Below are 26385 nucleotides of genomic sequence, written 5' to 3'. Positions count from 1 at the left end.
GAGAACGAGGAGACTAAGGACGTGCGGACCAGACTCTGGGATATCGGGACGGATATCGGCGGGACGTTCACCGATATCGTTGCCGTCGAGACCGGCAGCCACGAGACCCGCACGGCCAAGGTTCCGTCGCGGCCCGACGCGCCGGTACGCGCCATGCTGGAAGCGCTGGCGGCGGTCGGACTCGGCGCCGGAGACGTGCGCCGCTTCGTGCATGGCACGACCCGTGTCACCAATGCGCTGGTCGAGGGCCGACTGCCCAAGGTTGCGCTGGTCGCCACGGCGGGCTTCGAGGACGTGCTGGAGATCGCGCGTTATCGCCGCGACGAACTGTATCGCCTCGACGTGCCGCCCAAGGCGCCGCCATTGGTGCCGCCCGCGCTCTGCTTCGGCCTCAAGGAACGTCTCGATCACAGCGGTGCGGTGCTGCAGCCACTCGAGGAGGCGGAGATCGAGCGGCTGGTCGCCTGGCTGCGCGCCAACGAGGTGCAGAGCGTCGCGATCTGCCTGCTGCATTCCTACGCCAATCCCATCCATGAACGGATGCTGGCGGAGCGGCTGAAGGGGGCGGTGCCGAACCTCTGCGTCTCGCACGAGATCAATCCCGAGGCACGTGAATACGAGCGCGCCTCCTCGACCGTGTTCAACGCTGCAGCCATGCCGATCGCGGTCGAATACCTGACCGAGCTCGAGGAGAAGCTGCCTCTCGGCGCGGGCCTTCAGGTGTTCCATTCGGCCGGCGCGATGGTGCCGATCCCGACCGCCAAGCGGCGTCCGCTGGTGATGGCCATGTCGGGGCCGGCGGCGGGCGTTTCGGCGTCGGCACGTATCGCGCGCGATCTGGATCGGCCGCGCGTGCTGACCTTCGACATGGGCGGTACCACCACCGATGTCTGCCTGATCGTCGATGGTGCGGCCGAGATGACGGACACGCGCATGATGGGTGGGCGGCCGTTGCGCCAACCGATGCTCGCGGTCCATTCCATCGGCGCGGGCGGCGGGTCGATCGTCAATCTCGGGCCGGGCGGTCTTACCGTGGGGCCGAAAAGCGCCGGATCGGTACCCGGTCCGGCCTGCTATGGACGTGGCGGAGAACTGCCGACGATCACCGATGCCAATGCCGTGCTGGGCTATCTCGACCCCGAGGCCGTGCTGGGCGATTCGATCAAGCTCGATGTCGAGGCAGCGCGGCGTGCCGTCGCCCCTATTGCCGACAGGCTCGGGCTCGGCCTCGTCGATACGGCACTGGGAATCATCCGGGTCGCGAATGCCACCATGGCGCGGGCGCTCCGGCGCGTGACGGTCGAACGCGGCATCGACGGCCGCGACTGCACACTGCTGGCGTTCGGCGGCGGCGGACCGATGCATGCCGCCGGCCTTGCCGACATCTACGGGCTGAAGGAGATCATCGTGCCGGCCGCATCGAGCGCCTTCTCAGCGCTGGGCTGCCTGACGGCGGACTTCTCCTTCCTGCAGCAGCGCACGCTGCGCGTGCCGATGGAGGGCATGACCTCCTCGTATTTCTCCGAGCGCGTCGACGATCTGGTGGCCGAGGCGACGGCACCGCTGATCGCCAACGGTATTCCCCAAACGGAGATTGCGCTCGAATACGTCGCCCTCGTGCGCTACGCGGCGCAGAGCGACACGTTGCCGATCCGCTTCGCCATGCCGCTGGATCCCGCGACGCTACGCGCCGACTTCCACCGGCGCCATCAGGCACTCTTCGGCTACGCCACTGGCGAGGCCTGCGTCATCGAAGCGGTGCGCGTGCAGGCGTTGAAGCCCTCGTCGACACCGTTCTCACGGCCGACCTCGGACCGGCCGCCATCGCCGCGCCGCGCCCGAGACTGTTATTTCGACGGGCCCGAGGCCATCCGTACCGAGATCCTGCCGCGCGAGGAACTCGGCGGCGTGGTCGAAGGGCCGGCCATCATCGAGGATGCTTGGTCGACGGTGATCGTGCCGCCCGGCTGGCAGGCGCGGCCGGACAATCGCGGCAATCTCTTTCTTACCAAGAGGGCGGCATGAGCAGGCTCGATCCCTTCGTCATCGAGGTCGTTCGTCACGGACTGTCGGCGGCGGCCGAAGAAATGAGTCTCGTCATGACGCGATCGGCGCGCTCGCCGCTGTTGCGCGAGGCGGGCGATCTGTCGTCGGCGATCACGGACGGGGCGGGCGGCCTGGTCGGACAGGGGCGCGACATCCCGATCCACCTCGGCGCCATGTCCTACACCATTCCCGAGCTGCTGAAGGTCTATCCGGCCGCGACCATGCGCGAGGGCGACGCCATCATCTACAATGTCGGCGCGCTCGGCGGGAATCATCTCAATGACGTCAAGGTGGCGCGGCCTGTCTTCGTCGGCGGCAATCTGGTGGCCTTCGCCGTCAGCCTGGCGCATTGGCCGGACGTAGGCGGTACCTGGCCAGGCAGCTATCTCTCGCAGGCGGTCGACACCTATCAGGAAGCGATCCGCATTCCACCCATGCCGATCGTGCGGGCCGGTCAGCTCGACAAGCCGGTGCTGGACTTCATCCTCGCCAATGTGCGCGATCCGGTGTCCTGCGAGGGCGACCTGCTGGCGCAGATCGCCGCCACGGCGGCCGGCGAGCGGCGCATCCAGGAGATGTGCGCCCAGTTCGGCGTCGAGGCCTTCGAAGCCATGATGGCACGGCTGCACGATCTGTCCGAAGCCGAGATGCGCGCGGCCATCACCGAGCTGCCCGACGGTATCTACGAGGGCGAGGACTTCCTCGATGACGGCGGCCCCAATGGCGAGCCAGCGCGCATCCATGTCCGTATCGAGATTCGCGGTGACGAGGCCACCTTCGATCTCTCCGGCTCGAGCGATCGCGTCGCCAATTTCTGTAACACGACGCCCTTCATCGCCGCGTCCGCGGTCGTCTATGCCGCGCGCATCATGAGCGGGCGCGAGATGCAGCAGAATGCCGGCGCGCTACGGCCGGTGACGGTGATCACGCGGCCAGGTTCGATCCTCGATCCGGGCTGGCGTGCCGCGGTTGCCGCCGGCAATCACGAGACCTCCATGCGAATCGTCGATGCCGTCTTTCGCGCCATGGAGAACGTCATTCCCGAACGCCTGTCGGCCGGCGGACCCGCGACCTCCGGCCTGCTCGCCTTCGCCGAGCCGATGCCGGACCAGTCATGGCGCATGCTCTACGAGGTCCATGGCGGCGGCGAAGGGGCGCGTCACGACCGCGACGGCTGTCCCGCCACGCGCGTGCATCTCACCAATACCTCGAACACGCCCACCGAGGTCATCGAGGCCAACTACGCGATCCGCGTCGAACGTCAGGCGATCCGGCGCGGTTCCGGAGGCGCAGGCCGGCATCGTGGCGGCGACGGCGTGATCCGCAGCTATCGCGTGCTGGCACCCACCATGTGGTTGACGAGCTGCGTGGAGCGATCGGTCATGCCGACCTACGGCCTCAAGGGCGGCGAACCCGGACTGCCGTTCAGGATCACGCTCGAGCGTGACGGCAAGGTCGAGAGGATCTCGGGCAAGACGAACATGCTGCTCAAGGCCGGCGATCTCGTGACGCTGGAGGGCTGTGGCGGCGGCGGTTTCGGTGCGCCGGTTTCGGCAGGCTGAAGCGGCGCGGTCGTCATGGGACATCGCATGACAACCGGAGCATCGCGGCAGCGCATGTCGATGGCGGGCGCGGGACTCGACCGCAATCTGGATCTGCCGCTCTATCAGCAGGTTGCCACCCATCTGCGCAACCAGATACTGGACGGCCGGTTGCGTGCGGGGACCCGACTGCTGGGCTCGCGCCAACTGGCGGCGGAACTCGGCTGCTCGCGGGCGATCGTCCTGACCGCGTTCGACCTGCTCTACTCGGAAGGCTACCTGCAGTCGGTCCCTCGCGGCGGCGTCGAGGTTGCCGCTGTTGCTCGACCGTCCGGGTCGATGGTTCCGGCGATGGATGCGGGAGCGGCCGATGAATGGCTTTCCCAGCGCTGGCGCGCCGTACTGAAGACTCAGTACGACTTCGATCTGTCGTCTCCCTTCAGTCCCGGCGCGCCTGACGTCTCTCTCTTCCCCTTTGACGTCTGGTCCCGGTTGCTGCGGCAGGTGTGGGCCAACCCGCCGAAGGCAGCCTCCTCCAACATGTCGCCACTGGGCTGGCAGCCGCTGCGCGAGGCGACGGCCGAATATCTCGGGGCGGTGCGTGGCCTGCTCTGTCGCGCGGAGGAGGTAGCCGTCACGACGGCCAGTTCCGGCGCGCTCGATCTCTGCTGTCGTATGCTTCTGGATCCGGGTGACGAAGTCTGGGTCGAGGAGCCGGGATTCATCGAGGCGCGCTGGAGCCTCAAGGCGGCGGGCGCCAAGCTGGTTCCGGTGCCGGTCGATGACAAAGGCCTGTGCGTTGCCGAGGGGATCAGGCGCGCCCCCAAGGCCAAGCTCGCTGTCGTCACGCCATCGCACCAGTTCCCGCTCGGCGTGACGATGGGGCTCGAGCGCCGGCAGGAATTGCTGGAATGGATGAACGGCCATGGTGGCTGGATCATCGAGGACGACTACAACTCGGAATTCCGCCATCGCGACAGCATGACTGCCTCACTCAAGTCGCTCGATCGCAGCGGCCGCGTGATCTATCTCGGCACCTTCTCGAAGGTGATGCTGCCGAGCCTCAGGATCGGCTATCTCGTCGCCAGTCCGCGCTTCGTCGAAGCCTTTGGCCGCGGTCGGGCGCGGATAGACGTCCACACGGCCGGCACCGCTCAGCTTGCCCTCGTGGAGTTCCTGCGGCAGGGGCATCTGCTTCGTTATCTGAGGCGCATGCGCGCAACCTATGCCGAGAGACGGGAAGCCGTTCTCGCTGCCTTGCGCCAGCTTCTGCCCGACGAACTCGAGATTCCACCGGATCCCGCCGGACTCCATCTCACGGCGCTGTTCAAGCCATCGCTCGCCGAGAGGGTCAGCGATCGCGACGTTTCCCAGCGCAGTCGGGCCGTGAACAACTTCGTCCAGCCGCTTTCCCAATGTTACCTGGGCGTGCCGGATCGCCAGGGGCTGCTCATTGGCTATGGCCAGCTCAAGGCGGAAGAGGCGCTGCCGCGATTGTCCAGCGTGGCCGCGATCATCCAAGACGCACAGCATCTGGCTCACTGAACCCGCCGAGAACTGGCGCTGTCGCAAACCACATGATGCCCCTAGGGTCGGGCCAGTACAGGAAGGAATGGAATAGGGCATGCGCAGATTGCTCCATACCGGTCTCAATGCAGGAGGCGAGTCACCTCAGGTTGTCGGTGGCCGGGGAGCCTACTTCTTTCTGAGCAACGGCCAGTCCGTGCTCGACGGCAGCAACACCGGCGGCCCGCTTGGTCATGGTCACCCCAGGATGGCCGAGGCCCTGCGCGCGGCTGCGGACTTGCCGATGGTGAGCGAGGGATGGAACTGGCAGGGGCGCGACAAGGCGGCCGACGACCTTTTCGAGATTGGGCTCGTCGGCGAAGACACATGGGCCGGCGCGGTTCGCTTCTGCCTGAGCGGTAGCGAAGCCAATGACGTGGCCCTGTCGCTATCGCAGGCGCTGACCGGACGTCAGGCGATCGCGACGCGTGAGCGCGCCTATCATGGTCTGGTCGGCCTCAGCCGCGACGTCACGGTCCAGCCGCACTGGCATGGTGGCCTCGCCGCGCCGAATGGCGGGTCGAAGATGCCGGCGCCGTGCGCGCCGGTGCATGTACTGCCGGCGCCCGATGGTGCTCTTTATCTCGCCGGTTCCGATCTGAAATCGAACGAGACCTTGGAACAGCGTCTCGCACAGGCGCCAACGCAGTTGGCCCAGTCGGCGGCGGTCATCATCGACTACACGCAGGGCGGCTTCTATCACGATGGCGCCTATCAGGATGCCGTCGCGGGCATCGCCCGGCGCGAGGGCGCGCTGTGGATCGCCGACGAAGTCGTCACGGGCTTGGGGCGCGCGGGACGTGGGTTCGCGTTCCAGGGCGGTGCGAGCCGGCCAGACATCGTGACCCTGGGCAAGGGACTGGGCGGCGGCATGGTGGCGGTTGCGGCCATCGTGCTGTCGAAGGATGTGGTCGCCGAGCTCAAGGGCAAGAGCTGGCAGAACTATGGAACCTTGCGCGGCCATCCCCTGGCGATGGCCGCGGTGAGCGCCTATCTCCGCATCGTTCGCGACGAAGGGCTACTCGGCCGCGTGCATGAGCTGGAGCGGCGCTATGCCGATCGCTTGAGGGAGATCGGGCGGCGGCACCCGAGCGTCGCGCGCATTGCCGGTCAAGGGCTGCACTGGACCATCGAGCTGCATGGTCCCGATTGGCGGCAGTGGCTTGCCGATACGCTGGAACCGCCCATTGCTTCGCGCGTCAGCGCCAAGGCGCTGTCGCTTGGCGCCGTGGTCGGCACCAGCGGCGAACAGACCTCGCTGTTCTTGGCACCGCCGCTGATCATCTCGGACGAGGAATCCGATCGCCTGCTGGGCATTCTCGATGAAAGCCTCGAACTCGCCGATCGCGAGCACAATACCCTGATGAACAAGGCACACTGACGGGGCGAACGAGAATGGGTAGGCCAGCTTCCGACAGTCGCACAGACTTCTGGCCTGCGGGAGTGCCGCGCCACCTCGGCCCACTGCCGCGAAGTCTCGGCGAGGCCTTGAGGCTAACGGCGGCACGGCGGGGAGAGGCGCTGGCGATCGCCTATTACGGTGCGGAGATCACGTTCGCCGATCTTCTGGGCCGCGTGGAGCGACTTGCGGCCTTTCTCCAGCATCGATGTGGCGTCCGCCAGGGCGATCGCGTCCTGCTGGGCATGCAGAACTCACCGCATTTCGTGATCGGCTACCAGGCGATCGTCCGCGCCGGAGCGGTTGTGGTTCCCGTCAATCCGATGAACACGCCGGACGAACTCGGTTACTTCGCCACCGACAGCGGCGCGCGCACGGCGATCATCGGGGCGGAGCTGCTCGATCGCTATGCGTCGCTGGTTCCGGCACCGCTCGAGCATCTTGTCATCGCGACTTATGGCGACGAGATTCCGGCCGACACGCCCTTCCGCCTGCCGTCCGTCATCGCCGAGAGCGTGTTGCCGGCGCCATTGCCGGTCGGTGCTATCGCCTGGGAGGAAGCGCTTGCCGAATCAGCGCCGCCGCTCCCCGACAGGACGGAACCAGGCGATCTCTGCGTCATGCCCTACACCTCCGGGACGACGGGCAAGCCCAAGGCGTGCAAGCACACCCACGCCAGCGTGCTGCATACGGCGCTCCTGCAGGCAAGCTGGTACGGCTACGACGACGACACGGTGCTGACGGGGTTCATGCCGATGTTCCATGTCGCCGGCATGCAGCTCTCGCTCAACGGCTGTGCCGCCGCCGGCGCGTCTCTGGTCATCATGTCGCGCTGGGATCGTGACCTCGTGGGGCCTTTGTTCGAACGCTATGGCGTGACGTTGTGGAGCGCCGCCCCGACGATGGTGATCGATGTCCTGTCGGGTGCCGGCCTGGAGGATAAGGCCTTCGCCCGCCTGAAGATCATCACTGGTGGTGGGGCGACGATGCCGGAAGCTGTCGCCGCGGAACTCGAACGCCGCTTCGGGCTGCATTTCATCGAGGGGTACGGGATGACCGAGACCATCTCGCCCACGCATCTCAATCCACTCGACCGGCCGAAAGCCCAATGCCTCGGCATTCCGGTGCACGACACGGTGGCGCGTGTCGTGTCGCCCGAGACGTTCGATGAATTGCCGCGCGGGGAGGTCGGCGAGATCGTGGTGGCTGGGCCGCAGATCATGCAGGGTTATTGGAACCGTCCCGACGCCGATGCCGAGACTTTTCTCGAGCGCGACAGGCTGCGATTCCTGCGCACCGGTGATCTCGGCTGGGTCGACGAGGACGGCTACTTCCATATCATCGATCGCCTGAAGCGCATGGTCAACGTCTCCGGCTACAAGGTCTGGCCGGCCGAGTGCGAGGCGACGCTGCACCGGCATCCCGCCATCCAGGAATGCTGCCTCGTGTCGTCGCCCGATCCCTATCGCGGTGAGACGGTGAAGCTGTTCGTGGTGCGTCGGCCCGGTATCGAGACCAGCGCTGACGACATCATCGCCTGGGCGCGCGGCGTGATGGCGGCCTACAAGGTGCCGCGGCGCGTCGAGTTCGTGGATCATCTGCCGCGGAGCGCCTCGAACAAGGTCGACTGGCGTTCGCTTCAAGCCGCAGAGTGGGAGCGGGCGAAAGCCGCCGCATCGACGGCTGCTTGAAGTGTTGGCATTTCGCTTGCCTGTAGGATGACATGATCGACGCAACGACATCCGGCGCGGCCGGCCTGGCCATCCTGGAAGCCCAGGCGCATCGAGAGCTGGACCTCACGGCCCATCCCCGCGCCGACTGGATGGTGCCGCGACTCTATCGAGGCAAGCCGGCCCTCGATGTTCTGATCGTCGGCGCCGGCCAATGCGGCATGGCGACCGCCTTTGGCCTGATGCGCGATCGCGTCCGCAATATCCTGCTCATCGATCGCGCACCCGAAGGCAAGGAAGGGCCATGGTCGACCTTCGCGCGCATGCCGACCTTGCGCAGCGCCAAGGACCAGACCGGTCCCGATCTCGGCGTGGCGAGCCTTACCTTTCAGGCCTGGTACGAGGCGCAATATGGCGCAGACGCCTTTGCCAGGCTGCACCTGATACCGACCGGGCAGTGGCACACCTATCTTCTCTGGATTCGTCGCGTGCTCGCGCTGCCGATTCGCAATGAGGTCGCCTTGACGGCCATCGCGCCCGGACAGCTCGACGATGGCGGTCGATGCCTGCTGGCGACGCTATCGACCGGCGAGGTGCTTGCGACGCGGAAGCTGGTCCTCGCCACGGGACAGGATGGAACCGGCGAATGGTGGATGCCGGACTTCATCCGCGCGTTGCCGGCCGATCGCCGGGCCCATACCTGCGAGAACATCGATTTCGAACGGCTGCGCGGCCGAACTGTTGCCGTGCTGGGTGCTGGCGCTTCGGCTATGGACAATGCCGCCGTTGCTTTGGAGCACGGTGCCGACGTCCATCTCTTCTGTCGGCGAGAGACGCCGTCGGTGATTCAGCCCTATCGCTGGCTGACGTTCGCCGGTTTCTTGCGGCACATGAGCGAGATGCCAGACGAATGGCGCTGGCGGATCATGGGCCACATCATGCGCACGCGGGAAAGCTTTCCCGGCGATACCTACAGGCGCGTGATGGCATTCCCCGACTTCCGGATGCATGTCGGCCGCAACTGGACGGATGCCCGGCTGGCGAATGGACGGGTACGCATCGAGACAACGAGTGAGCCCTTCGACGCCGACTATGTCATCTGCGGCACGGGGATCCGGCAGAACCTCAAGGCGCGGCCGGAGCTGGCAAATATCGCCGATCACGTGGCGCTGTGGGGCGACCGGTATGCGCCGCCTCCCGGTGAGGAGGATCCGTTGCTGGCCGCATCGCCCTACTTGGGGCCAGACTATGCTTTCCTCGAGAAGACACCCGGCACGACGCCCTGGCTTGCCGACATCCATCTGTTCGGTATCGGCACGACGCTCAGTTTCGGGCCGTCCGGCAGCAGCATCAATGCCATGACCATCGCTGTCCCGAAGCTGGTCGCCGGTCTTACGCGCGGCCTATTCCAGGCGGATCTGGAACGGCATTGGGCGTCGCTGCTGGCCTACGATATCAAGCAGGTCGAACTCGACTGGCAGAGCGGCCAGATGCAGGCGGACGGCGGCTTCCCCGGCTAGTTCTCCTGTGCAATTCGGAAGCACGCTGCCTATCCGCCTCGGTCTGCGTTAACCGGAAGGGTAAAACTCTTCTGGCACGATGAGCGCCGGCAAACCGAATCGGAGGGTCAGATGCGCATTGAACCGGTCTTCCTGTTCGACCTCGACGGCACCCTGGTGGATAGCGTCTACCAGCATGTGCTCGCCTGGAAGGAGGCACTCGACGCCGAAGGCATCGATCTTTCCGTATGGCGCATTCATCGCAAGATCGGCATGAGCGGCGGGCTGTTCACCAACCAGCTGCTTCGGGAGACGGGTCTCGACATCAGCGCCGAGCGCAGCGAACGCTTGCGTCAGCTTCATGCGGCGGCCTACCGGAAGTTCGGCGCCCAGATCCGCCCGCTTCCCGGTGCCCGCGAACTGCTGTCCTGGCTATCGAACGCGGATATCCGCTGGGCGATCGCCACGAGCGGCAGAATGGAGACCGCCAGCGTCAACCTGGCCGCGCTGGGCGTCGATCCGGCAAAGGTTCCCGTCGTGACGCGCGATCAGGTGAAGTACGCCAAGCCCGATCCCGATCTGTTTCTCGCCGCCGCCGAAAGATTGGGCTGCTCGACGGAAACGGCCGTCGTCGTGGGCGACAGCATCTGGGACATGCTGGCGGCAACGCGGTGCCGTGCCTTGGGCGTAGGACTGCTGAGCGGCGGATATGGCCCCGACGAATTGCGGCAGGCCGGCGCCATCCGGGTCTATGACGACCCGGCCGACCTGCTCGTCCATATCGATGAAGTTGGCGGGCGCCGATGACGCCTGACGGTCGGAGCTGCTAGGAGGCGGCGGTCGCGGTCTCCAGGACCGCCATCGATCGGCGGGCGGCGTAGCGCTTGGCAAGCGTCGCACAGACCATGAGCTGGATCTGGTGAAACAGCATGACCGGCAGGATCGCCAGGCCGACATGTCCGGCAAACAGGACGTTGGCGATCGGCAGTCCCGTCGCCAGGCTCTTCTTGGACCCGCAGAAGACGATGGTGATCTCGTCAGGACGCGAGAAGCCGAGTCGGCGGCTGGCGATCGTCAGCAGCGCCATGATGATGGCCAGCAGCGCGACGTCCACCAGGGCGAGGCGGAGCAGCTCGGCCGCATCGACCTGATGCCAGAGGCCATTCACCATGCCGTGGCTGAAGGCTGCATAGACGATGAGCAGGATCGATCCGTAATCGACGAACTTCAGCAGGCGCGCGTTGCGGGAGACCAATGATCCGATCCACGGCCGCAGCAACTGGCCGGCCACGAACGGCGCCAACATCTGCAGCAGGATATTCACCACGGTGTCGCCGGACAGGCCGACGCCGCGCTGGCTGAGCACGAAGCCGGCCAGCAATGGCGTCAGCACCAGACCCATGAGGTTCGACGCCGAGGCGCTGCAGATCGCCGCAGGAACGTTGCCGCCGGCCACGGAGGTGAAGGCAATCGAGGCCTGGACGGTCGAGGGCAGGATGGTGACCAGCAGCACGCCGCCCCACAGCGACGCCGGCAGAAGCTGCGGCATCAGGGCATGGGCCGCGAGTCCGACCAGCGGGAAGAGGATGAAGGTGCTGGAAAAGACCAGGCCATGGAGACGCCAGTGGCGGGCGCCCGCCAACGCCGCTGATGGCGATAGCTTTGCGCCGTGGAGGAAGAAAAGAAGCGCGACGGCGGCATTGGTCGCGGCGTCGGCGAGGACGGCCCCTTCACCGTGGGCGGGGGCAAACGAGGCGATTGCGACCGTGGTGAGGATCGCGACCAGGAAGGGATCGATGTAGCGGAAAAGCCAGAGAGGGCGGCGCATGGCGAGGGTTTCCAGTTTGTGGCCCGTATATCGCCTTCTGTTGCAGCATTGTGAACTATGCTTACTGATGTTACTGTTATCATGAAATACGATAAACGATGTTCGAACCGACGCAGCTCCGCAGCTTTCTCGCCGTCGCCCAGACGCGCAGCTTCACCCAGGCGGCCGAGCGGCTCGGCCTGCAGCAGTCGACGGTGAGCCAGCATGTCCGCAAGCTCGAGGACGAGACCGGACGACGGTTGTTCCGGCGCGACACCCATTCCGTGGCCACCACGCCGGACGGCGACGCGATGGTCGAGTTCGCGCAAAGCATTCTGGACGCCAACGAACGCGCGCAGAGTTACTTTGCCGGCTCGCAACTGCGCGGCCGGTTGCGCTTCGGGACGTCCGAGGATTTCGTGCTGTCCCAGCTGCCGGAGGTCCTGCATGCCTTCGTCCGCGCGCATCCGTTGGTCGATCTTGAACTGACGGTGGCCTTGAGCGGCAGGCTCAACCAACTGCTCGAACGCGGCGAACTCGATCTCATCTGCGGCAAGCGCCGCCGCGGCGACGAGCGGGGACAGATCGTGTGGCGCGATCGGCTGATCTGGGCGGCCGGAAAGGAATACCGGCTCGATGTTTCGGCGCCGGTGCCGCTGATTCTCTATCCGCCACCCAGCATCACGCGGGAGACGGCCCTGGCGGTGCTCGAACGCGCCGCCCGACCGTGGCGCATGGTCTGCGTCAGTGGAAGTCTGAGCGGGTTACGCGCGGCTGCACTTGCCGGTCTCGGCGTGACGCCGATCACGCGCGGTCTCATGCCGAGCGGTCTCGTCGATCTGGAGAAGCCGCACGACCTGCCGGACCTCGGTGCCATCGAATTCGTGCTCAAGGGCTCGACCCGGCGCGGCCCTGCCGCCAAGCTCGCGGAAGCGATACTGGCAAGCGGCAATCGGCTTCAGAGCAGCTGGCAGGGATGAGCCTCTGCTCCGCCGCGGCAGCTATCGCGTATCCTTGATCCGCCTGACCAGGTCCTGGAGTTCCGGCGATAGCGTCGGATAGAGCGCTGCTGCGGCGTCGGTGAACGAGCTCCGATCGACGTCCGATATGACCTCGACGCCGGCTTCTCTCGCCGTCCGCCGCGCCAATGCTTCGCTTTCATCGCGAAAGGCGCGGAACTCGCGGACGGAGTCGCGCGCGGCGGTCTGGATCTGCTCGCGGTCCGTCTGCGACAGTTCCAGCCATCGGCGCTTGGAGAAGATGAGCACGCTCGGCGTTGCCGAATGCTCCGTCTCGTTGAAGTAGCGTGCCACCTTGTAGTGCCCGGAGCTGACGAAAGTGGGCCAGCTTTCTTCGGCAAGATCGATCGCGCCGTTCTTCAGCGCAGCGCCGACCTGCGTATAGGGCATCGGCAGCATTGTCTCGCCCGGCACCCTCAGCACGCTGGCCCAAGGGCCGAACTGAGGGATGGCGACCCTCAGACCCGAGAGGTCCGATGCCTTGCGTATCGGCTTGGAGCCGTAATAGGAACGCGGACCGGTATCGTAGAAGCACAGGCCGACAAGGTTCTGACGGTCGAGAGCGGCGAGCAGGTCGCGTCCGATCTGGCCATCGAGCACATGACGCTGGTGCTGGGTCGATCGGAAGAGTCCGGGCAGTGCCGGCACGATCGCCTCCGGAACGGAGCCGCTCAGCGCGGCGAAGTTTACCCGTGCCATGTCGAGGGTGCCGTTGCGCACCGATGCGATCGTGAAGGATTCGGAGTTGGCGCTGCTCTCCCCCAGAGTAGAAATGCGATAGCGGCCCATGGTCCGGCTTTGAATGAGAACACCGAGATAGGCCACCGCTCGCACCGTCGGATGATCGGCGGCGTAGATATCGGCCGATCGAAGGTCCAGGCTTTCGCGGCTCGTGATGGGGGCCTGCACGAGTTCGCCGGGCTGACCGACATTGCCCGACGGAATGACCTGCCTTGTTGCAGGAGGCTCCATGGCATGGGTGTTTGCGGACCGCAGGACCTGACCCTGACTGGCGCTCGCAGCGACTGACGAGAAGGCGATGAGACCCCACACTAGTTCTCGGCGCATGGTGCAGTCCCCCAAGTTCCCCTTTACCCCTATGCCTTTCTAGCAAATTGGTCCGGGAATGGCATGAAAAGTTACATTTTCCATGCAGGATTGCTATGCGCTGAGAGTATTTCGCATCAAATTCGGTTGTGAATGCAATTTTCCATCAACGACTGAGCGACCCATCGAGCAGGGCTTCCCGAGGGAGCGGGTCGAGAAAGGGCGCTCCCGATGCCTATCGTCCCGGGAGCGCCGTCGTTGATAGGCCGCTATTGCATGAACCAGCCGTGGCTGACGACGATCGATTGGCCGGTCAGCGCATTGCTCCTGGCGCCGGCGAAGAAGAGTACGCAATCGGCGACATCGTCGGTCGTGGTGAACTCGCCGTCGACCGTGTCCTTCAGCATGACGTGCTTGACGACGTCCTCTTCCGAGATGCCGAGTTCCTTGGCCTGCTCGGGGATCTGCTTGTCGACCAGCGGCGTACGCACGAAGCCCGGGCAGACGACATTGGCCCGGACGTTGAAGGCCGCGCCTTCCTTCGCCACCACCTTGCAGAGGCCGATCAGCCCATGCTTGGCCGTGACGTAGGGCGCCTTGAGCTGCGAGGCTTCCTTCGAATGCACCGAGCCCATGTAGACGACGCTGCCGGACTTCGCCGCATACATGTGCTTGAGACAGGCCTTGGTCGTGAGGAAGGCGCCATCGAGGTGGATGGACAGGAGCTTCTTCCAGTCGGCGAAGGCGAAATCGACGACAGGCTTCACGATCTGGATGCCGGCATTGGAAACCAGCACGTCGATGCGACCGTACTTGTTCATGACGTCGGCGACGCCCTTGTTGACGGCGTCCTCGTCGACGACGTTCATGGCCACGGCGAAGGCGTCGCCGCCTTTGCCCTTGATCTCCGCCGCGGTGGCATTGGCGGCGTCGAGATTCAGGTCGGCAATCACCGGAATGCCACCTTCGGCCGCGAAGCGCAGGGCAATCTCCTTGCCGATGCCGCTCGCCGCGCCCGTCACGATCGCTACTTTCTTGTCAAAACGCGCCATTGGAAATTCCTTTCAGATTTAAGCCAGATAGTCGTGGACGACCTCGCCAAGACCCAGCGTCAGGTCGGTGACGAAATGCGTTGCCGAGAGGACTTCGCGCACCGGCAACCGCGAGACGTCGCACAGCGCATGATCGAAGAGCTGCAGCGCCGCCGGTCCGGTCCACGCCCCCTTCAGTGTCACGTCCTGGACGTAGTAGCGGACCAGTTCGCAGACGCGCGGGGTGCAATCCACGTGCGGAATGATCTTGATCATGAAGTTTGGCTTGGCGAGCGACTTCAGCAGCGGTGCGTGGTCGATCTCGTGATGCTTGTAACCCATCGTGGCGCTGACGCAGAGGACGGAGCCGTAGTGCAGCGTGCAGACCAGCGTCTCGTTTTCGTGACTGATCTTCGGGGTGGCGAGTTTCTTGGGAAAGCCCCAGATCTCGCGGCCGCCCGCGATCGGCGAATCGTCGTCGAGATACATGGCGTGCACGTAGCCGCCTTCCTGCACCGTTCCGTCCTTGTCGCGGAAGCGCACGGGGATCACCTGTCCGGTCTCGGTATAATCGCCGAAGCCGGTGGAATCGGGCATGCGGATGAACTCGTAGTTCACCGTGTCGCCGATCACCTCGAGCGGTTCGGGAACGACGGCGCGCAGCACCTCCGGATCGGTGCGGTAGCTGATGATGACGAATTCACGGTTGTAGAATTTGTACGGACCCCGCGGATAGGCAGGGTTGTTGAGCGGCATGGCGAATGCCTTGCTGCGGACGTCGGCAAGCTTCATTGATAGGGCCTCTATTCGAGTGGTTGTTCGGCGAGGTCGAACGTGAATACCCCGTCGATACTACGGGGACGTTGCAGCACCTCCGGATAGCGCAACGTGCGGATCATGTCGCTGTAGCCGGTCTTCCAATGCTCTTCCATGGTCCGGCGCGAGAACTCGTAGTCCTTCGACGACCCCTCGTAGTTCTTGGCGTGATAGATCAGGTGGATGATGTTGTAGACCTTGTCGTCCGCCTCCTGGGCCAGCAGTTCCGCCTCGGGAGTCTGGCGCAGGGCCTCGGGGAGATCGTCCAGCAGCTTGGCGACCGCGCGCCGCATCTTCTGGTTCCGCCGGAACTGGTCGGTTCCCATGCGCGTGCGGCTCGAATAGCGGATGTCCTTGAGGCGCACGTCGACTTCGACCATGTCGCGCGGCAGCTCTCCGCGCGCGCTCCACAGATCGATCTGGAACGCCAGCGTGTCGCGCCGCGGCCTCTCGTCGAACACCCATTGCAGCGGCGTGTTGGAGACCACGCCGCCATCCCAGTAATGCTCGCCGTCGATCTCGGTCGCGGGAAAGCCGGGTGGCAGCGAGCCGCTGGCGATGATGTGGGCGGGCGCGATCTTGTGCTTGAGGCTGTCGAAGTAGACGAAGTTGCCGCTCTTGATGTGAGTGGCGCCGACGCTGATCCGCGTGCTGCCCGAGTTGAGCAGATCGAAATCCACCAGCCGCTGCAGCAGCGAGTCGAGCGGGGAGACGTCATAGAAGCTGAGCGCTCCGGGACTGCTGACGGGCAGGAAGATCGGCGGCGGCACGCGCGGCTTGAAGAAGTCCGGCGCGCCCCACAACAGGGCCCCCATCGCCCGCCACTGGTTGATCATCTGGCGCGTCATGTCGTTCTTGATCTCGAGCGACGCCATGTAGGGGATGCCCATCGGCGGCTGGCTCACCGTCTCCCAGAACTGCCTCAGGCGCTCGACGCGGCGCTCGGGCGGATTGCCGGCGATGATCGCCGAGTTGATGGCGCCGATCGAAATGCCCGCCACCCAATCCGGATGCAGATCGGCCTCGGCGAGGGCTTGGTAGACGCCGCCTTGATAGGCGCCGAGCGCGCCGCCGCCCTGGAGCAGGAGGGCGATTCTTTCGAAGTCGGGCCGCGCCCGTCTGCTGGGGACGTTGGTCGGATCACTCATCACTCATCTCCCCCTGGGCGGCCCGGATGCGGCGCCGCCGCTGGTGCGGACCGTATCAGAGGTAGAGCGTGGCCGCCGCAACTCTGACTACCCAATCGGGCTGGCGATTGGTGAATTCAATGATCGGTCCGGTGGTCCTCCGATCCCAATCCGTCCCGGTCGGAGATGGTCGCGCTTTTGGCCAACTGACTCGGATGCAGGAGTCGAGCCAAGGTGGGCGCAGCCGGAACTGTACACACCGCTGCATGAATCGATGACCGTGCTGGACGCAGCCCGCGAGACATCGAAGGCGATACGGATTGAGTGGGCAGCGGGCGAAGTCACGCGGAGAAGCTGGCGTTCGCTGGCGGACAGGGCGGGATTCGAACCCGCGGTGGCTGTTACACCACGCACGCTTTCCAAGCGTGTGCCTTAAACCGCTCGGCCACCTGTCCGTTCAGCGTGCCCGTCGTCCGGGCGCGGTTGGCCGTCCTTATAGCGCGGTGGCTGGCGGGGGCAACGGCATCTTCCCTCTGCGGCGGCGGTTGGATAGGTTGTGCCGGGGCAATTTGGGGGAGAGATGGTCCTGGTTCGGGCCTTGGGATGGGTGCTGCTGGCGATGGCGGTCGCCGCCGTCGTCAACGACTGCCTGGCCTGGTGGTCGGAAGGCGCATTACGCGTGCTGACGCTGGGCGAATTGTGGGGGCGCCTCGACCTCGGCTCGCTGCGCCAGGTCCAGGGCTGGACGGAAAGCCATCTCGGCGGCGCGCTCTGGCGCTATGTGGGCCAGCCGATCCTGTCGCTGCCGGCCCTTCCGGTGTTCGTGGTGGGAGGAGCATTGCTGATCTGGGCCGGTGCGCGCGCCGGCCGCGGCGTGCAGCCGCATTTCATCGGCGGTTCCCGCCCGCGCCGTCGCCGGCACAGCAGCCTTTCCTGACAGTCGGGGCGTCGGGCCGGCCATGCAAGGCCGGAGCGCATTGAGGACCGGAATCGTCGATCCTGACACATCGCGTCTACCATGAGGCGTCACAGCCAGGAGGAGCGATGCCGTCTTGTCCCTTATCGCCTTCGATCCGGTTCGCGCCGCCAAGCCGTCTCCGTTTTTCCAACCGTTTATAGACGGTGAAAACGGTCGCGCGGGCAGGTTGCTAGCGGCTGTCCATCTTGAGGGCGGCGATGAAGGCGGATTGCGGGATTTCCACGTCGCCCACCTGCCGCATACGCTTCTTGCCCTTCTTCTGCTTTTCCAGAAGCTTCTTCTTGCGGCTGATGTCGCCGCCATAGCACTTGGCCAGCACGTCCTTGCGCAGGGCGCTGATGGTCTCGCGGGCGATGACGCGGCCGCCGATCGCGGCCTGGATGGCGATCTTGAAGAGCTGGCGCGGGATCAGGTCCTTCAGCCGCTCGCACAGGGCGCGGCCGCGATGCTCGGCCTGGCTCTTGTGCACGATGATGCTGAGCGCATCGACCGGCTCGGAGTTCACCAGGATCGAGACCTTCACCAGATCGCCTTGCTCGTAGCCGACCATCTCGTAGTCGAAGCTGGCATAGCCGCGCGTCACCGACTTCAGCCGGTCGTAGAAGTCGAACACGACCTCGTTCAGCGGCAGGCGATAGACCGCCATGGCGCGCGTGCCGGCATAGGTCAACTCGACCTGCTGGCCGCGGCGCTCCTGGCACAGCGTCAGCACGGCGCCGAGATGCTCGTCGGGCGTGATGATCGTGGCCTTGATCCACGGCTCTTCCATGCTCTCGATCTTGACCGGATCGGGATAGTCGGCGGGATTGTGCAGCTCGATCTGCGTGCCGTCGGTCATCTTCAGCTTGTAGACCACGGAGGGTGCCGTGGTGACGAGGTCGAGGTTGAACTCGCGCTCCAGCCGCTCCTGCACGATCTCGAGATGCAGCAGGCCGAGGAAGCCGCAGCGGAAGCCGAAGCCCAGCGCGGCGCTGCTCTCGGGCTCGAAATGGAACGAGGCGTCGTTGAGCCGCAGCTTGGCCAGCGACTCGCGCAGTGTCTCGAATTCGGCCGCGTCGGCGGGGAACAGGCCGCAGAACACGACCGGCACCGAGGGCTTGAAGCCGGCCAGCATCTCGGCCGCGGGCTTGCGGTCGTCGGTGATCGTGTCGCCGACCTTGCAGTCGGCAATGGTCTTGATGCCGGCGATGATGAAGCCGATCTCGCCCGGGCCGAGCTCGGCCACGTCGGTCGGCTTGGGCTTGAAGACGCCGACCTTGTCGAGATCGTAGGCCGCGGCTGCGGCCATCATGCGGATGCGCTGGCCTTTCTTGAGCACGCCGTCCTGTACGCGGACCAGCGTCACGACGCCGAGATACGGGTCGTACCAGCTGTCGACGAGCAGCGCTTTCAGCGGCGCGTTACGGTCTCCCTTGGGCGGCGGCAGGCGCTTGACCATCGCTTCCAGCAGATCGTCGATGCCGATGCCGGTCTTGGCCGAGACCTTGATGGCCTCCGACGTGTCGATGCCGATCACGTCCTCGATCTCCTTGCACACCCGCTCGGGATCGGCGGAGGGCAGGTCGATCTTGTTCAGGACCGGGATGATCTCGTGGTTGGCGTCGATGGCGTGATAGGCGTTGGCCAGCGTCTGTGCTTCCACACCCTGGCTGGCATCGACCACCAGAAGCGAGCCCTCGCACGCGGCCAGCGACCGGCTGACTTCGTAGGCGAAGTCGACATGGCCGGGCGTGTCCATCAGGTTCAGGATGTAGGTCTTGCCGTCCTGGGCCGGATATTCGAGGCGCACGGTCTGCGCCTTGATGGTGATGCCGCGTTCGCGCTCGATATCCATCGAATCGAGCATCTGGTCGTGGAACTCGCGCTCCGTCACCGCCCCGCAGCGCAGCAGCAGGCGATCGGCCAGCGTGCTCTTGCCGTGGTCGATATGGGCGATGATCGAGAAGTTACGGATCAACGACAGGTCGGTCATGAGGTTCGACGCTTACGCTTGTTCGAGAAAGATTCGACGCACTTGTGCTTGTTCAGGAAAAGGTGTCATCCCGAGCGAAGCGAGGGATCCCTGGGCAGCGCCCGATAGAGATCCCTCGCTTCGCTCGGGATGACACCATGTATTGTATCACCCCCGCAGGGTCGCCCCCGTGGCCTTCGCCACCTGCGCCACGATCTTGTTGCATACCGCCTCGATCTCCGCATCCGTGAGCGTGCGCTCCATCGGCTGCAGGGTGACGGCGATCGCCAGCGACTTCTTGCCTTCGGGCACGCCCTTGCCGGCATAGACATCGAACACGCGGGCGGCCGCGATCAGTCCCTTGTCGGCATTGCGGGCCGCGCGCACCAGCTTTTCCGCTTCGACGGCCGCGTCGACCAGGAAGGCGAAGTCGCGCTCCACCGGCTGGAAGGCCGACAGCACCAGGCGCGGCCGGGCCTTGGTGGCTTTGGCCTTGGGCGGAGGCGGCGCGTCGAGGAACACCTCGAAGGCCGCAACTGGACCCTTGAGATCGGCGCCTGCGGCGATCTCCGGATGCAGTTCGCCGAACCACGCCATGACGCGGTCGCCGAGCTTGATCGCGCCCGAGCGGCCGGGATGGTACCAGTCGGGTGCACCGGCGGTCGCCTGCATGTTCTCGACCGGTGCGCCGATCGCCGCCAGCACCGCCAGCGCATCGGCCTTGGCGTCGAAGGCGTCGACCGTGCGCATCGGGCCGGCCCAGTTGCGCGGAACTGCCATGTTGTGACGCACGCCGGCGGCGACACGCTGTTGGCCGGTCGGGGTCGCATCCCTGTATTGCGGGCCGACCTCGAACAGCGCCGGATCGTGCAGTCCGCGCGCCTCGTTGCGGGCCGCGGCCTCGATCAGGTTGGGCAGGATCGAGGGCCGCATCGTGTCGAGCTCGGCCGCGATCGAGTTCAGGAGCCGCAAGTCGGCGCCGCCACCGCCGAAGCGCTGGGCTTGCTCGAAGGGCAGGAACGACCAGGTCACGGCCTCGTTCATGCCGCGCGCGGCGAGGGCGCGACGCGCCAAGGGCACGCGCCGCTGCAGCGGATCGCGCACCGGCTTCGAGGTCGCGGACAGCGCCGGCAGCGACACCGCGGGAATACGGTCGAAGCCGTACACGCGGGTGACCTCCTCGACGAGGTCGGCCTCGCCGACGACGTCGGGGCGCCAGGATGGCACCGCAGCCGTCCATGGACCGCTGCCGGCGACGGTGAAGCCGAGTCTGGTCAGGATGTCGGTTGTCTCCTTCGCCGGCACCTCGATGGCAGTCAGCGATTTCACGCGGTCGGGCCGCAGCGTATAGCTGCGCTCCCAGTTCGGCATGACACCGCTCGAGACGATCTCGCTCGCCTCGCCGCCGCACAGTTCCAGGATCAGGCGGGTGGCGACATCGGTGCCCCACTGCACCGATTGCGGATCGATGCCGCGCTCGAAGCGGTAGCGCGCGTCGGACTGGATGCCGAGCTTGCGGCCCGAGGCGGCGGTGCGGATGGGATCGAAATAGGCCACTTCGAGGAACACGTCGGTCGTGCTCTCCTGCACACCGGTCTCCTCTCCGCCCATGATGCCGCCGATGCCATGCACGCCCTTGCCGTCGGCGATCACCGCCACCGCGGGATCGAGGGTGTAGGTCTTGCCGTCGAGCGCCAGGATGGTTTCGCCCTCGTTGGCCTGGCGCATGACCAGATCGCCGCTCAGCTTCTTGGCGTCGAACACGTGCAGCGGGCGGTTGAGGTCGAAGGTCACGAAGTTGGTGATATCGACCAGGGCCGAGATCGGCCGCAGTCCGATCGCCTTCAGGCGATGTTGCAGCCAGTCGGGCGAGGGGCCGTTCTTCACGCCGCGGAAATAGCGGCCGACCACGATCGGGCAGGGGCTGTCCGGCTTGGGCTGGTAGCCGTGCGTCCATTTGATCGGGCTCTGGAACGTGCCAGCGATCCGTTCTGCCGCGAATGGCTTGAGCGTGCCGAGTCCCGAGGCCGCCAGATCGCGGGCGATGCCATGAACGCCCAGGCAATCGGCGCGGTTGGGCGTGACCTTGATCTCGATGACGGGGTCGTCGAGGCCGAGCGCCTCGGCCGCGGGAATGCCCGTCTTCACCTCGGCCGGCAGGTCGATGATGCCGCTGTGATCGTCGCCCAGCTGCAGCTCGCGCGAGGAGCAGAGCATGCCGTTGCTCTCCTCGCCGCGGATCTTGCTCGCCTTGAGGGTGATGCCGGTGCCAGGGATGTAGCTGCCGGTCGGGGCGAACACGCCTTTCATGCCGGTCCGGGCGTTGGGCGCGCCGCACACGACCTGGACCACGCCGGCGCCGGTGTCGACCTTGCAGACGCGCAGCCGGTCGGCATTGGGATGCTGCACGGCTTCGACCACGTAGCCGACCACGAAGCCCTTCAGCGTCTCGGCCGGGTTGGTGATGCCCTCGACCTCGAGGCCGAGCATGGTCAGCCGGTCCCGGATCTCGGCGAGCGAGGCCTCGGTGGCGAGATGCTCCTTGAGCCAGGAAAGCGTGAACTTCATCGCGCCAGTCCTTGTGTCAGAGACGGCCATTCGAGGGCCGAGAATCCATAGTGGCGCAACCAGCGCAGGTCCGAGTCGAAGAAGCTGCGCAGGTCGGGGATGCCGTATTTCAGCATGGCGATGCGATCGATGCCCATGCCGAAGGCGAAGCCCTGGTAGACGGCGGGATCGAGGCCGCAATTGGCGATGACGTTGGGATGCACCATGCCGGAGCCCAGGATCTCGAGCCATGAATCGCCAGTGCCGATGCGCAGTTCGCCATCCTTCCACGAGCAGCCGATATCGACCTCGGCCGACGGCTCGGTGAAGGGGAAGTAGGAGGGGCGGAACCGTAGCGGCAGGTCGTCGACCTCGAAGAAGGCGCGGCAGAAATCGACCAGGCAGCCCTTGAGGTGGCCCATGTGGGTGGTGCGATCGATCACCAGCCCCTCGACCTGGTGGAACATCGGCGTGTGGGTCGCATCGCTGTCGATGCGGAAGGTGCGGCCCGGCACGATGATGCGCAGCGAGCCGTCATTGGCCAGCATTTGCTGCACGGCCTTGTTCAGCATGGTGCGCGCCTGCACCGGCGAAGTGTGGGTACGCAGGACCATGGGCGTGCCGTCGGCGCGCGACGGAAGGTAGAACGTATCCTGCATCTGCCGCGCCGGATGGTCGGGTGGGATATTGAGGGCGCTGAAATTGTGCCAGTCGTCCTCGATGTCCGGACCTTCGGCCCAGGTGAAGCCCATCTCGCCGAAGATCGCCGCCAACTCGTCCATCACCTGGCCGATCGGGTGCAGCGTGCCCTGGCCCTCGGGACGGACAGGCAGGCTGACATCAACCTTCTCGGCCGCGAGCTTGGCGGCCAAGGCCGCGGCGCCGAGCGTCGCCTTGCGCGCTTCGAGGGCGGCCTCGATCTCGCTTTTGAGCTGATTGACGCGGGCGCCGAACTCCTTGCGCTGCTCGGGTGCCAGCGTGCCCAGCGTCTTCATCAGGCCGGTGACATTGCCCTTCTTGCCCAGGGCCAAGACGCGCACCGTATCGAGTGCGCCGAGATCGCCCGCTGCGGCGACGGCGGCGAGTACCTCGCTGCGGATCGTCGAAAGATCGTCCATCCTTCGCTCACTTTCGAAACCGAACACGAAAAGAGGGAGCCTGTGGTCCAGGCTCCCCCTTTACGATTTCTATCCGGCGCACCGCTTGCGCGCGCGGACGTTGCTTGAGGGCGGGCCCTATTTCAGAGCCGCTTGTGCCTGATCGACCAGGGCCTTGAACGCCACCGGTTCCCGCGCCGCCAGATCGGCCATGACCTTGCGGTCGACCTCGATCCCGGCCTTCAGGATGCCGTTCATGAACTGCGAGTAGGTCATGCCGTGCTCGCGGACAGCGGCGTTGATGCGCTGGATCCAAAGACCGCGGAACGTGCGCTTCTTGTTGCGCCGGTCGCGATAGGCATATTGGAGGCCCTTCTCGACCTTCTCGATGCCGACGCGGAACGCCACCTTGGCGCGGCCGCGATAGCCCTTGGCGAGCTTCAGGACCTTCTTGTGACGAGCGTGTGCAGCCACGCCCCGCTTGACGCGTGCCATGACTTACCTCTCGTACGGGAAAAAGTTGCGCTTGATGATGCGGGTGTCGGATTCGGACACGACCGTCATGCCGGTGGCCTGACGCAGGAAGCGGTTGCCCCGCTTGCTCATGCCGTGGCGCTTGCCCACGACCCCATGCTTCACTTTGCCGGTGCCGGTGAAGCGAAAACGCTTCTTGGCCCCGCTCTTGGTCTTCATCTTGGGCATTTTCGTTCCTTTTCAAAGGGTTACGATTGGTGGCCGAGGCAATGCCCTTTGGGCCAGGCCACCGAGGAAGGGGGGCTTATAGCGACGGGCGTGGAACCACGCAAGCAGGCCCGATCCGGGTGGCACCATTCCTGCTGCCGTCGCGCCGAAAGACGCGTAGGCCTTACGCTCTCCGGGACGAGGTGGCGAATGAAATTGGCAGGCAAGGTGGCGCTGGTGACGGGCGCGCAGCAAGGAATCGGGGCGGCCATTGCCGTGGCCCTGGCCGAGGCGGGGGCGGATGTCGCGGTCAACTGGCTGGACGATGAGAAAGCGGCTACGGCCGTCGTCGCCAAAGTGGAGGCGGCCGGCCGGCGCGCGCTCGCTGTCCGGGCGGATGTCGCGAAGCTGCCCGATATCGAGCGGATGGTGGCCGATACGGTGCGCGATCTCGGCGCGCCCGACATCCTGGTCAACAATGCCGGCGTCTATCCGCGTGTGCCGCTGCTGGAGATGCGCGAGAGCGACTGGGATATCGTGCTCGACGTCAACCTGAAGGCCGGCTGCTTTGCCACCATCGCCATGGCCAAGGCCCTGCTCGCGGGGGGAAAGAAGAGCGGCGCCGTCATCAACCTGTCATCCGCCGCGATCCGCGGCGCCGTGCGCGGCGTGCACTACAGCGCGAGCAAGGGCGGCGTGGTTTCGATGACGCGCGCTCTGGCCCTGGAACTGGCGCCCCACAACATCCGCGTCAATGCTATCGCTCCCAGCCTGACCGACACGGCGCAACCCCGCTATGGCAACAGCGATGCCGAGCTGATCGAAATGGCGCGGGCGACGATCCCGCTGGGCGGCAGGATGCTGACGCCCGAGCAGATTGCCGGCAGTGCCGTATTCCTCGCCTCCGATGATGCCGACGCCATCACCGGCCAGGTGCTTCATGTAAACGGCGGCGCTTACATGCCCTAGGTGTGGGCGGCCGCTGTCATGGAACGCAGGGTGCTTGGCGTGCGCCGGTCTCGATGAAGCTGTTGATGCAGGCGCCGTATTTCTGCGGGAAGGCCGGGCCGTTGGCGGCGCCATGGCCACTGAATCCGGCGGGATCGGCGAGGATGACGGCATCGACACCGGAAGCGGCGAACGCGGTGCGGGCATCGTCCATGCGCCCGCCGACGTCGTAGGTATCGTCCTTGAAATTCACGACCACCAGCCGCGGGCCCGGTCTGATCGCCTTCACGATCTGTTGCCACTCCGATCGCGCCCGGCTGATGTCCCGCATGTCCTTGACCTGGCCATGATGGGCCGCGGAGACGGAGATCACGCCATCGACGGGCGCACCGCGCGCCGCTGCCGCGAGTGAGACCCAGGCGCCCGCCGACTGGCCGGCCAGGATCACACGTCGATATCCCATCGCCTTGGCCTGCTGCACCGCCATCGCCAGGTCGGTCGCATCTCCCGGCCAGTCGCGAATCCATTGGCGATCGAAACGGTAGAGATCGTAGCCCTGCTGGGTGAAGTAGGCGACCTGCCCCTGGGGAGCGGAGGCCGTCGAGTCGTGGCCTTCCATATAACCATGACTCCAGACGATGAGACCCGCCGCGGCCTGCGGCCCCTTGTTCATCCAGTAGGGCGCCGGTTTGAGCCGCCCGATCGCCGGCAGTGTCGAAGGGGTGGCGGCCATCCAGTCACGGCCGTCGAGAACGACATTGTTGACGGCGTAGAGGGTGCACTTGCCCTTGCTGCGCTCCTCGCACAGCTTGGTCGCCGAAGCGACGGCGGCTCCGGGGTCGGTGCCGGACGCGCCGGTCCACCAGTAGCCTTTGCCATCTGCTGCGAGGGTGAAGGCACGCTGAGGCGCGAGCCTTTGAAAGGCCTCGTAGCTGCGTTGGGCGTCAGGACCGAGTTGCGCTTCTGCCGGATACGCGGCGAAGGCGACGGCGAGGGCCGCCGCCAATATCGCCGCCCGTATCGTCACTTCGGAGCCAGCACCATGACCATCTGGCGACCTTCCATGCGCGGCATGGATTCGATCTTGGTGAGCGGGTCCATCTCGCCACGGACGCGGTTCAGCACCTGCAGGCCGAGTTCGGCATGGACCATCTCGCGGCCGCGGAAGCGCAGGGTGACCTTCACCTTGTCGCCTTCCTCGATGAACCGCTTCATGGCGCGCATCTTCACTTCGTAGTCGTGATCGTCGATGTTCGGCCGCATCTTGATCTCTTTGACCTCGATCACCTTCTGGTGCTTACGGGCATCGTGCGCCTTCTTCTGCGCCTCGTACTTGTACTTGCCGTAATCGGAGATCTTGCAGACCGGTGGCACGGCGTTGGGCGAGATCTCGATCAGGTCGAGACTGGCCTCCTCGGCCATTTCCAACGCCTCGCGGGCCGTGACGACGCCGACCATATCGCCGTTTTCGTCGATCAGTCGGACTTGCGGCGCTCTGATTTCGCCGTTGACGCGCGGACCATCACGGGTCGGCGCGCTTTGTTGCGCAGGACGAGCTATGGCTTCCTTCTCCCTCGTTAAAGCCCCGGATCGGGGCGGAAAACGAGGCCGCGG

At 65.6% G+C, this 26385-nt stretch carries 22 protein-coding genes and 1 tRNA gene; 10 read left to right on the top strand and 13 right to left on the bottom strand.

The annotated features are described in order from the left end of the window. The first annotated feature begins 21 nt into the window (after nucleotides 1–21). From B5D62_RS12165 to B5D62_RS12135, 7 genes are all read left to right on the top strand, one after another. A complete protein-coding gene (locus B5D62_RS12165) occupies nucleotides 22–2025 on the top strand; it encodes a hydantoinase/oxoprolinase family protein (protein WP_085934125.1) in 2004 nt (667 codons plus the stop codon). Then, on the top strand, nucleotides 2022–3608 hold the full coding sequence (locus B5D62_RS12160) for a hydantoinase B/oxoprolinase family protein (protein ID WP_085934124.1): 1587 nt from the start codon (nucleotides 2022–2024) through the stop codon (nucleotides 3606–3608). Before B5D62_RS12165 ends, B5D62_RS12160 begins: the two co-directional genes overlap by 4 nt. A gap of 27 nt (nucleotides 3609–3635) precedes the next feature. Beyond that, the gene (gene pdxR, locus B5D62_RS12155; protein ID WP_231714788.1) at nucleotides 3636–5132 is read left to right on the top strand and encodes a MocR-like pyridoxine biosynthesis transcription factor PdxR; all 1497 of its coding nucleotides are present in this window, start codon (nucleotides 3636–3638) and stop codon (nucleotides 5130–5132) included. 79 nt (nucleotides 5133–5211) lie between these two features. Then, the gene (locus tag B5D62_RS12150) at nucleotides 5212–6534 is read left to right on the top strand and encodes an aminotransferase class III-fold pyridoxal phosphate-dependent enzyme (protein ID WP_085934123.1); all 1323 of its coding nucleotides are present in this window, start codon (nucleotides 5212–5214) and stop codon (nucleotides 6532–6534) included. Nucleotides 6535–6548: 14 nt separating this feature from the next. Beyond that, on the top strand, nucleotides 6549–8243 hold the full coding sequence (locus B5D62_RS12145) for a long-chain-fatty-acid--CoA ligase (RefSeq protein ID WP_085934122.1): 1695 nt from the start codon (nucleotides 6549–6551) through the stop codon (nucleotides 8241–8243). 32 nt (nucleotides 8244–8275) lie between these two features. Continuing rightward, nucleotides 8276–9742: an NAD(P)-binding domain-containing protein gene (locus B5D62_RS12140; RefSeq protein WP_085934121.1), complete on the top strand. Its 1467-nt coding sequence runs from the start codon at nucleotides 8276–8278 to the stop codon at nucleotides 9740–9742. Between the two features lie 111 nt (nucleotides 9743–9853). Further along, the gene (locus B5D62_RS12135) at nucleotides 9854–10528 is read left to right on the top strand and encodes an HAD family hydrolase (RefSeq protein WP_085934120.1); all 675 of its coding nucleotides are present in this window, start codon (nucleotides 9854–9856) and stop codon (nucleotides 10526–10528) included. Nucleotides 10529–10547: 19 nt separating this feature from the next. Here B5D62_RS12135 and B5D62_RS12130 read toward each other — a convergent pair whose 3' ends face one another. Further along, a complete protein-coding gene (locus B5D62_RS12130; RefSeq protein WP_085934119.1) occupies nucleotides 10548–11549 on the bottom strand; it encodes a bile acid:sodium symporter family protein in 1002 nt (333 codons plus the stop codon). A gap of 98 nt (nucleotides 11550–11647) precedes the next feature. Here B5D62_RS12130 and B5D62_RS12125 point away from each other — a divergent pair, with 98 nt between their 5' ends. Next, the gene (locus B5D62_RS12125; RefSeq protein ID WP_085934118.1) at nucleotides 11648–12508 is read left to right on the top strand and encodes a LysR family transcriptional regulator; all 861 of its coding nucleotides are present in this window, start codon (nucleotides 11648–11650) and stop codon (nucleotides 12506–12508) included. Between the two features lie 21 nt (nucleotides 12509–12529). Here B5D62_RS12125 and dctP read toward each other — a convergent pair whose 3' ends face one another. The 5 genes from dctP to B5D62_RS12100 form a co-directional block, all read right to left on the bottom strand. Continuing rightward, nucleotides 12530–13615 carry a TRAP transporter substrate-binding protein DctP gene (gene dctP / locus B5D62_RS12120; RefSeq protein WP_085934117.1) on the bottom strand — a complete coding sequence of 362 codons (1086 nt, stop codon included), beginning with the start codon at nucleotides 13613–13615 and terminating at the stop codon, nucleotides 12530–12532. A gap of 248 nt (nucleotides 13616–13863) precedes the next feature. Next, nucleotides 13864–14646, bottom strand: coding sequence for a 3-hydroxybutyrate dehydrogenase (locus tag B5D62_RS12115; protein ID WP_085934116.1), 783 nt, complete (start codon nucleotides 14644–14646; stop codon nucleotides 13864–13866). An 18-nt stretch (nucleotides 14647–14664) separates the two neighbouring features. Next, nucleotides 14665–15417 (bottom strand): acetoacetate decarboxylase, encoded by a 753-nt coding sequence (locus B5D62_RS12110; protein ID WP_085934115.1) that lies wholly within the window; start codon nucleotides 15415–15417, stop codon nucleotides 14665–14667. Nucleotides 15418–15428: 11 nt separating this feature from the next. Beyond that, nucleotides 15429–16589: a patatin-like phospholipase family protein gene (locus B5D62_RS12105; RefSeq protein WP_085934114.1), complete on the bottom strand. Its 1161-nt coding sequence runs from the start codon at nucleotides 16587–16589 to the stop codon at nucleotides 15429–15431. A 344-nt stretch (nucleotides 16590–16933) separates the two neighbouring features. Beyond that, nucleotides 16934–17023: transfer RNA gene (locus tag B5D62_RS12100), tRNA-Ser, on the bottom strand. A gap of 125 nt (nucleotides 17024–17148) precedes the next feature. On the opposite strand from B5D62_RS12100, the gene B5D62_RS12095 reads away from it, so the two are divergent. Continuing rightward, on the top strand, nucleotides 17149–17505 hold the full coding sequence (locus tag B5D62_RS12095) for a hypothetical protein (protein WP_085934113.1): 357 nt from the start codon (nucleotides 17149–17151) through the stop codon (nucleotides 17503–17505). A 211-nt stretch (nucleotides 17506–17716) separates the two neighbouring features. On the opposite strand, the gene lepA is transcribed toward B5D62_RS12095, so the two are convergent. The 5 genes from lepA to rpmI all read right to left on the bottom strand — a co-directional run bounded on the left by lepA (nucleotide 17717) and on the right by rpmI (nucleotide 23835). Next, nucleotides 17717–19519 carry a translation elongation factor 4 gene (lepA, locus tag B5D62_RS12090; RefSeq protein WP_085934112.1) on the bottom strand — a complete coding sequence of 601 codons (1803 nt, stop codon included), beginning with the start codon at nucleotides 19517–19519 and terminating at the stop codon, nucleotides 17717–17719. A gap of 147 nt (nucleotides 19520–19666) precedes the next feature. Next, complete coding sequence (gene pheT, locus B5D62_RS12085) at nucleotides 19667–22066, bottom strand: phenylalanine--tRNA ligase subunit beta (RefSeq protein WP_085934111.1); 2400 nt, start codon at nucleotides 22064–22066, stop codon at nucleotides 19667–19669. Further along, complete coding sequence (gene pheS, locus B5D62_RS12080; protein WP_085934110.1) at nucleotides 22063–23163, bottom strand: phenylalanine--tRNA ligase subunit alpha; 1101 nt, start codon at nucleotides 23161–23163, stop codon at nucleotides 22063–22065. Before pheS ends, pheT begins: the two co-directional genes overlap by 4 nt. A 117-nt stretch (nucleotides 23164–23280) precedes the next feature. Further along, on the bottom strand, nucleotides 23281–23637 hold the full coding sequence (gene rplT / locus B5D62_RS12075; RefSeq protein ID WP_085934109.1) for a 50S ribosomal protein L20: 357 nt from the start codon (nucleotides 23635–23637) through the stop codon (nucleotides 23281–23283). 3 nt (nucleotides 23638–23640) lie between these two features. Then, the gene (gene rpmI, locus B5D62_RS12070) at nucleotides 23641–23835 is read right to left on the bottom strand and encodes a 50S ribosomal protein L35 (protein WP_336470158.1); all 195 of its coding nucleotides are present in this window, start codon (nucleotides 23833–23835) and stop codon (nucleotides 23641–23643) included. A gap of 198 nt (nucleotides 23836–24033) precedes the next feature. Between rpmI and B5D62_RS12065 the strand changes: the two genes are divergently transcribed. After that, nucleotides 24034–24792 (top strand): SDR family NAD(P)-dependent oxidoreductase, encoded by a 759-nt coding sequence (locus tag B5D62_RS12065; RefSeq protein WP_170920901.1) that lies wholly within the window; start codon nucleotides 24034–24036, stop codon nucleotides 24790–24792. A gap of 16 nt (nucleotides 24793–24808) precedes the next feature. On the opposite strand, the gene B5D62_RS12060 is transcribed toward B5D62_RS12065, so the two are convergent. Beyond that, entirely contained in the window at nucleotides 24809–25777 is a 969-nt protein-coding gene (locus B5D62_RS12060; protein WP_139373854.1) for an alpha/beta hydrolase, read from the bottom strand. Nucleotides 25778–25794: 17 nt separating this feature from the next. Continuing rightward, nucleotides 25795–26331: a translation initiation factor IF-3 gene (infC, locus tag B5D62_RS12055; protein ID WP_085934106.1), complete on the bottom strand. Its 537-nt coding sequence runs from the start codon at nucleotides 26329–26331 to the stop codon at nucleotides 25795–25797. Between the last annotated feature and the right edge of the window lie 54 nt (nucleotides 26332–26385).

The organism is Enhydrobacter aerosaccus (genome assembly GCF_900167455.1).
Classification (GTDB): Bacteria; Pseudomonadota; Alphaproteobacteria; order Reyranellales; family Reyranellaceae; genus Reyranella; species Reyranella aerosaccus.
Note: the sequence above shows the minus strand (reverse complement) of the source record. Positions and strands in the feature narration are given on the sequence as shown.

Coding starts and splice junctions, on each gene's coding strand:
- B5D62_RS12110 (WP_085934115.1), bottom strand. CDS start 15,417: ATGAAGCTTGCCGACGTCCGCAGCAAGGCATTCGCCATGCCGCTCAAC.
- B5D62_RS12130 (WP_085934119.1), bottom strand. CDS start 11,549: ATGCGCCGCCCTCTCTGGCTTTTCCGCTACATCGATCCCTTCCTGGTC.
- rpmI (WP_336470158.1), bottom strand. CDS start 23,835: ATGAAGACCAAGAGCGGGGCCAAGAAGCGTTTTCGCTTCACCGGCACC.
- B5D62_RS12095 (WP_085934113.1), top strand. CDS start 17,149: ATGGTCCTGGTTCGGGCCTTGGGATGGGTGCTGCTGGCGATGGCGGTC.
- B5D62_RS12105 (WP_085934114.1), bottom strand. CDS start 16,589: ATGAGTGATCCGACCAACGTCCCCAGCAGACGGGCGCGGCCCGACTTC.
- pdxR (WP_231714788.1), top strand. CDS start 3,636: ATGACAACCGGAGCATCGCGGCAGCGCATGTCGATGGCGGGCGCGGGA.
- B5D62_RS12125 (WP_085934118.1), top strand. CDS start 11,648: ATGTTCGAACCGACGCAGCTCCGCAGCTTTCTCGCCGTCGCCCAGACG.
- B5D62_RS12115 (WP_085934116.1), bottom strand. CDS start 14,646: ATGGCGCGTTTTGACAAGAAAGTAGCGATCGTGACGGGCGCGGCGAGC.
- pheS (WP_085934110.1), bottom strand. CDS start 23,163: ATGGACGATCTTTCGACGATCCGCAGCGAGGTACTCGCCGCCGTCGCC.
- dctP (WP_085934117.1), bottom strand. CDS start 13,615: ATGCGCCGAGAACTAGTGTGGGGTCTCATCGCCTTCTCGTCAGTCGCT.
- B5D62_RS12160 (WP_085934124.1), top strand. CDS start 2,022: ATGAGCAGGCTCGATCCCTTCGTCATCGAGGTCGTTCGTCACGGACTG.
- B5D62_RS12065 (WP_170920901.1), top strand. CDS start 24,034: ATGAAATTGGCAGGCAAGGTGGCGCTGGTGACGGGCGCGCAGCAAGGA.
- B5D62_RS12145 (WP_085934122.1), top strand. CDS start 6,549: ATGGGTAGGCCAGCTTCCGACAGTCGCACAGACTTCTGGCCTGCGGGA.
- B5D62_RS12135 (WP_085934120.1), top strand. CDS start 9,854: ATGCGCATTGAACCGGTCTTCCTGTTCGACCTCGACGGCACCCTGGTG.
- rplT (WP_085934109.1), bottom strand. CDS start 23,637: ATGGCACGCGTCAAGCGGGGCGTGGCTGCACACGCTCGTCACAAGAAG.
- B5D62_RS12150 (WP_085934123.1), top strand. CDS start 5,212: ATGCGCAGATTGCTCCATACCGGTCTCAATGCAGGAGGCGAGTCACCT.
- pheT (WP_085934111.1), bottom strand. CDS start 22,066: ATGAAGTTCACGCTTTCCTGGCTCAAGGAGCATCTCGCCACCGAGGCC.
- B5D62_RS12140 (WP_085934121.1), top strand. CDS start 8,276: ATGATCGACGCAACGACATCCGGCGCGGCCGGCCTGGCCATCCTGGAA.
- lepA (WP_085934112.1), bottom strand. CDS start 19,519: ATGACCGACCTGTCGTTGATCCGTAACTTCTCGATCATCGCCCATATC.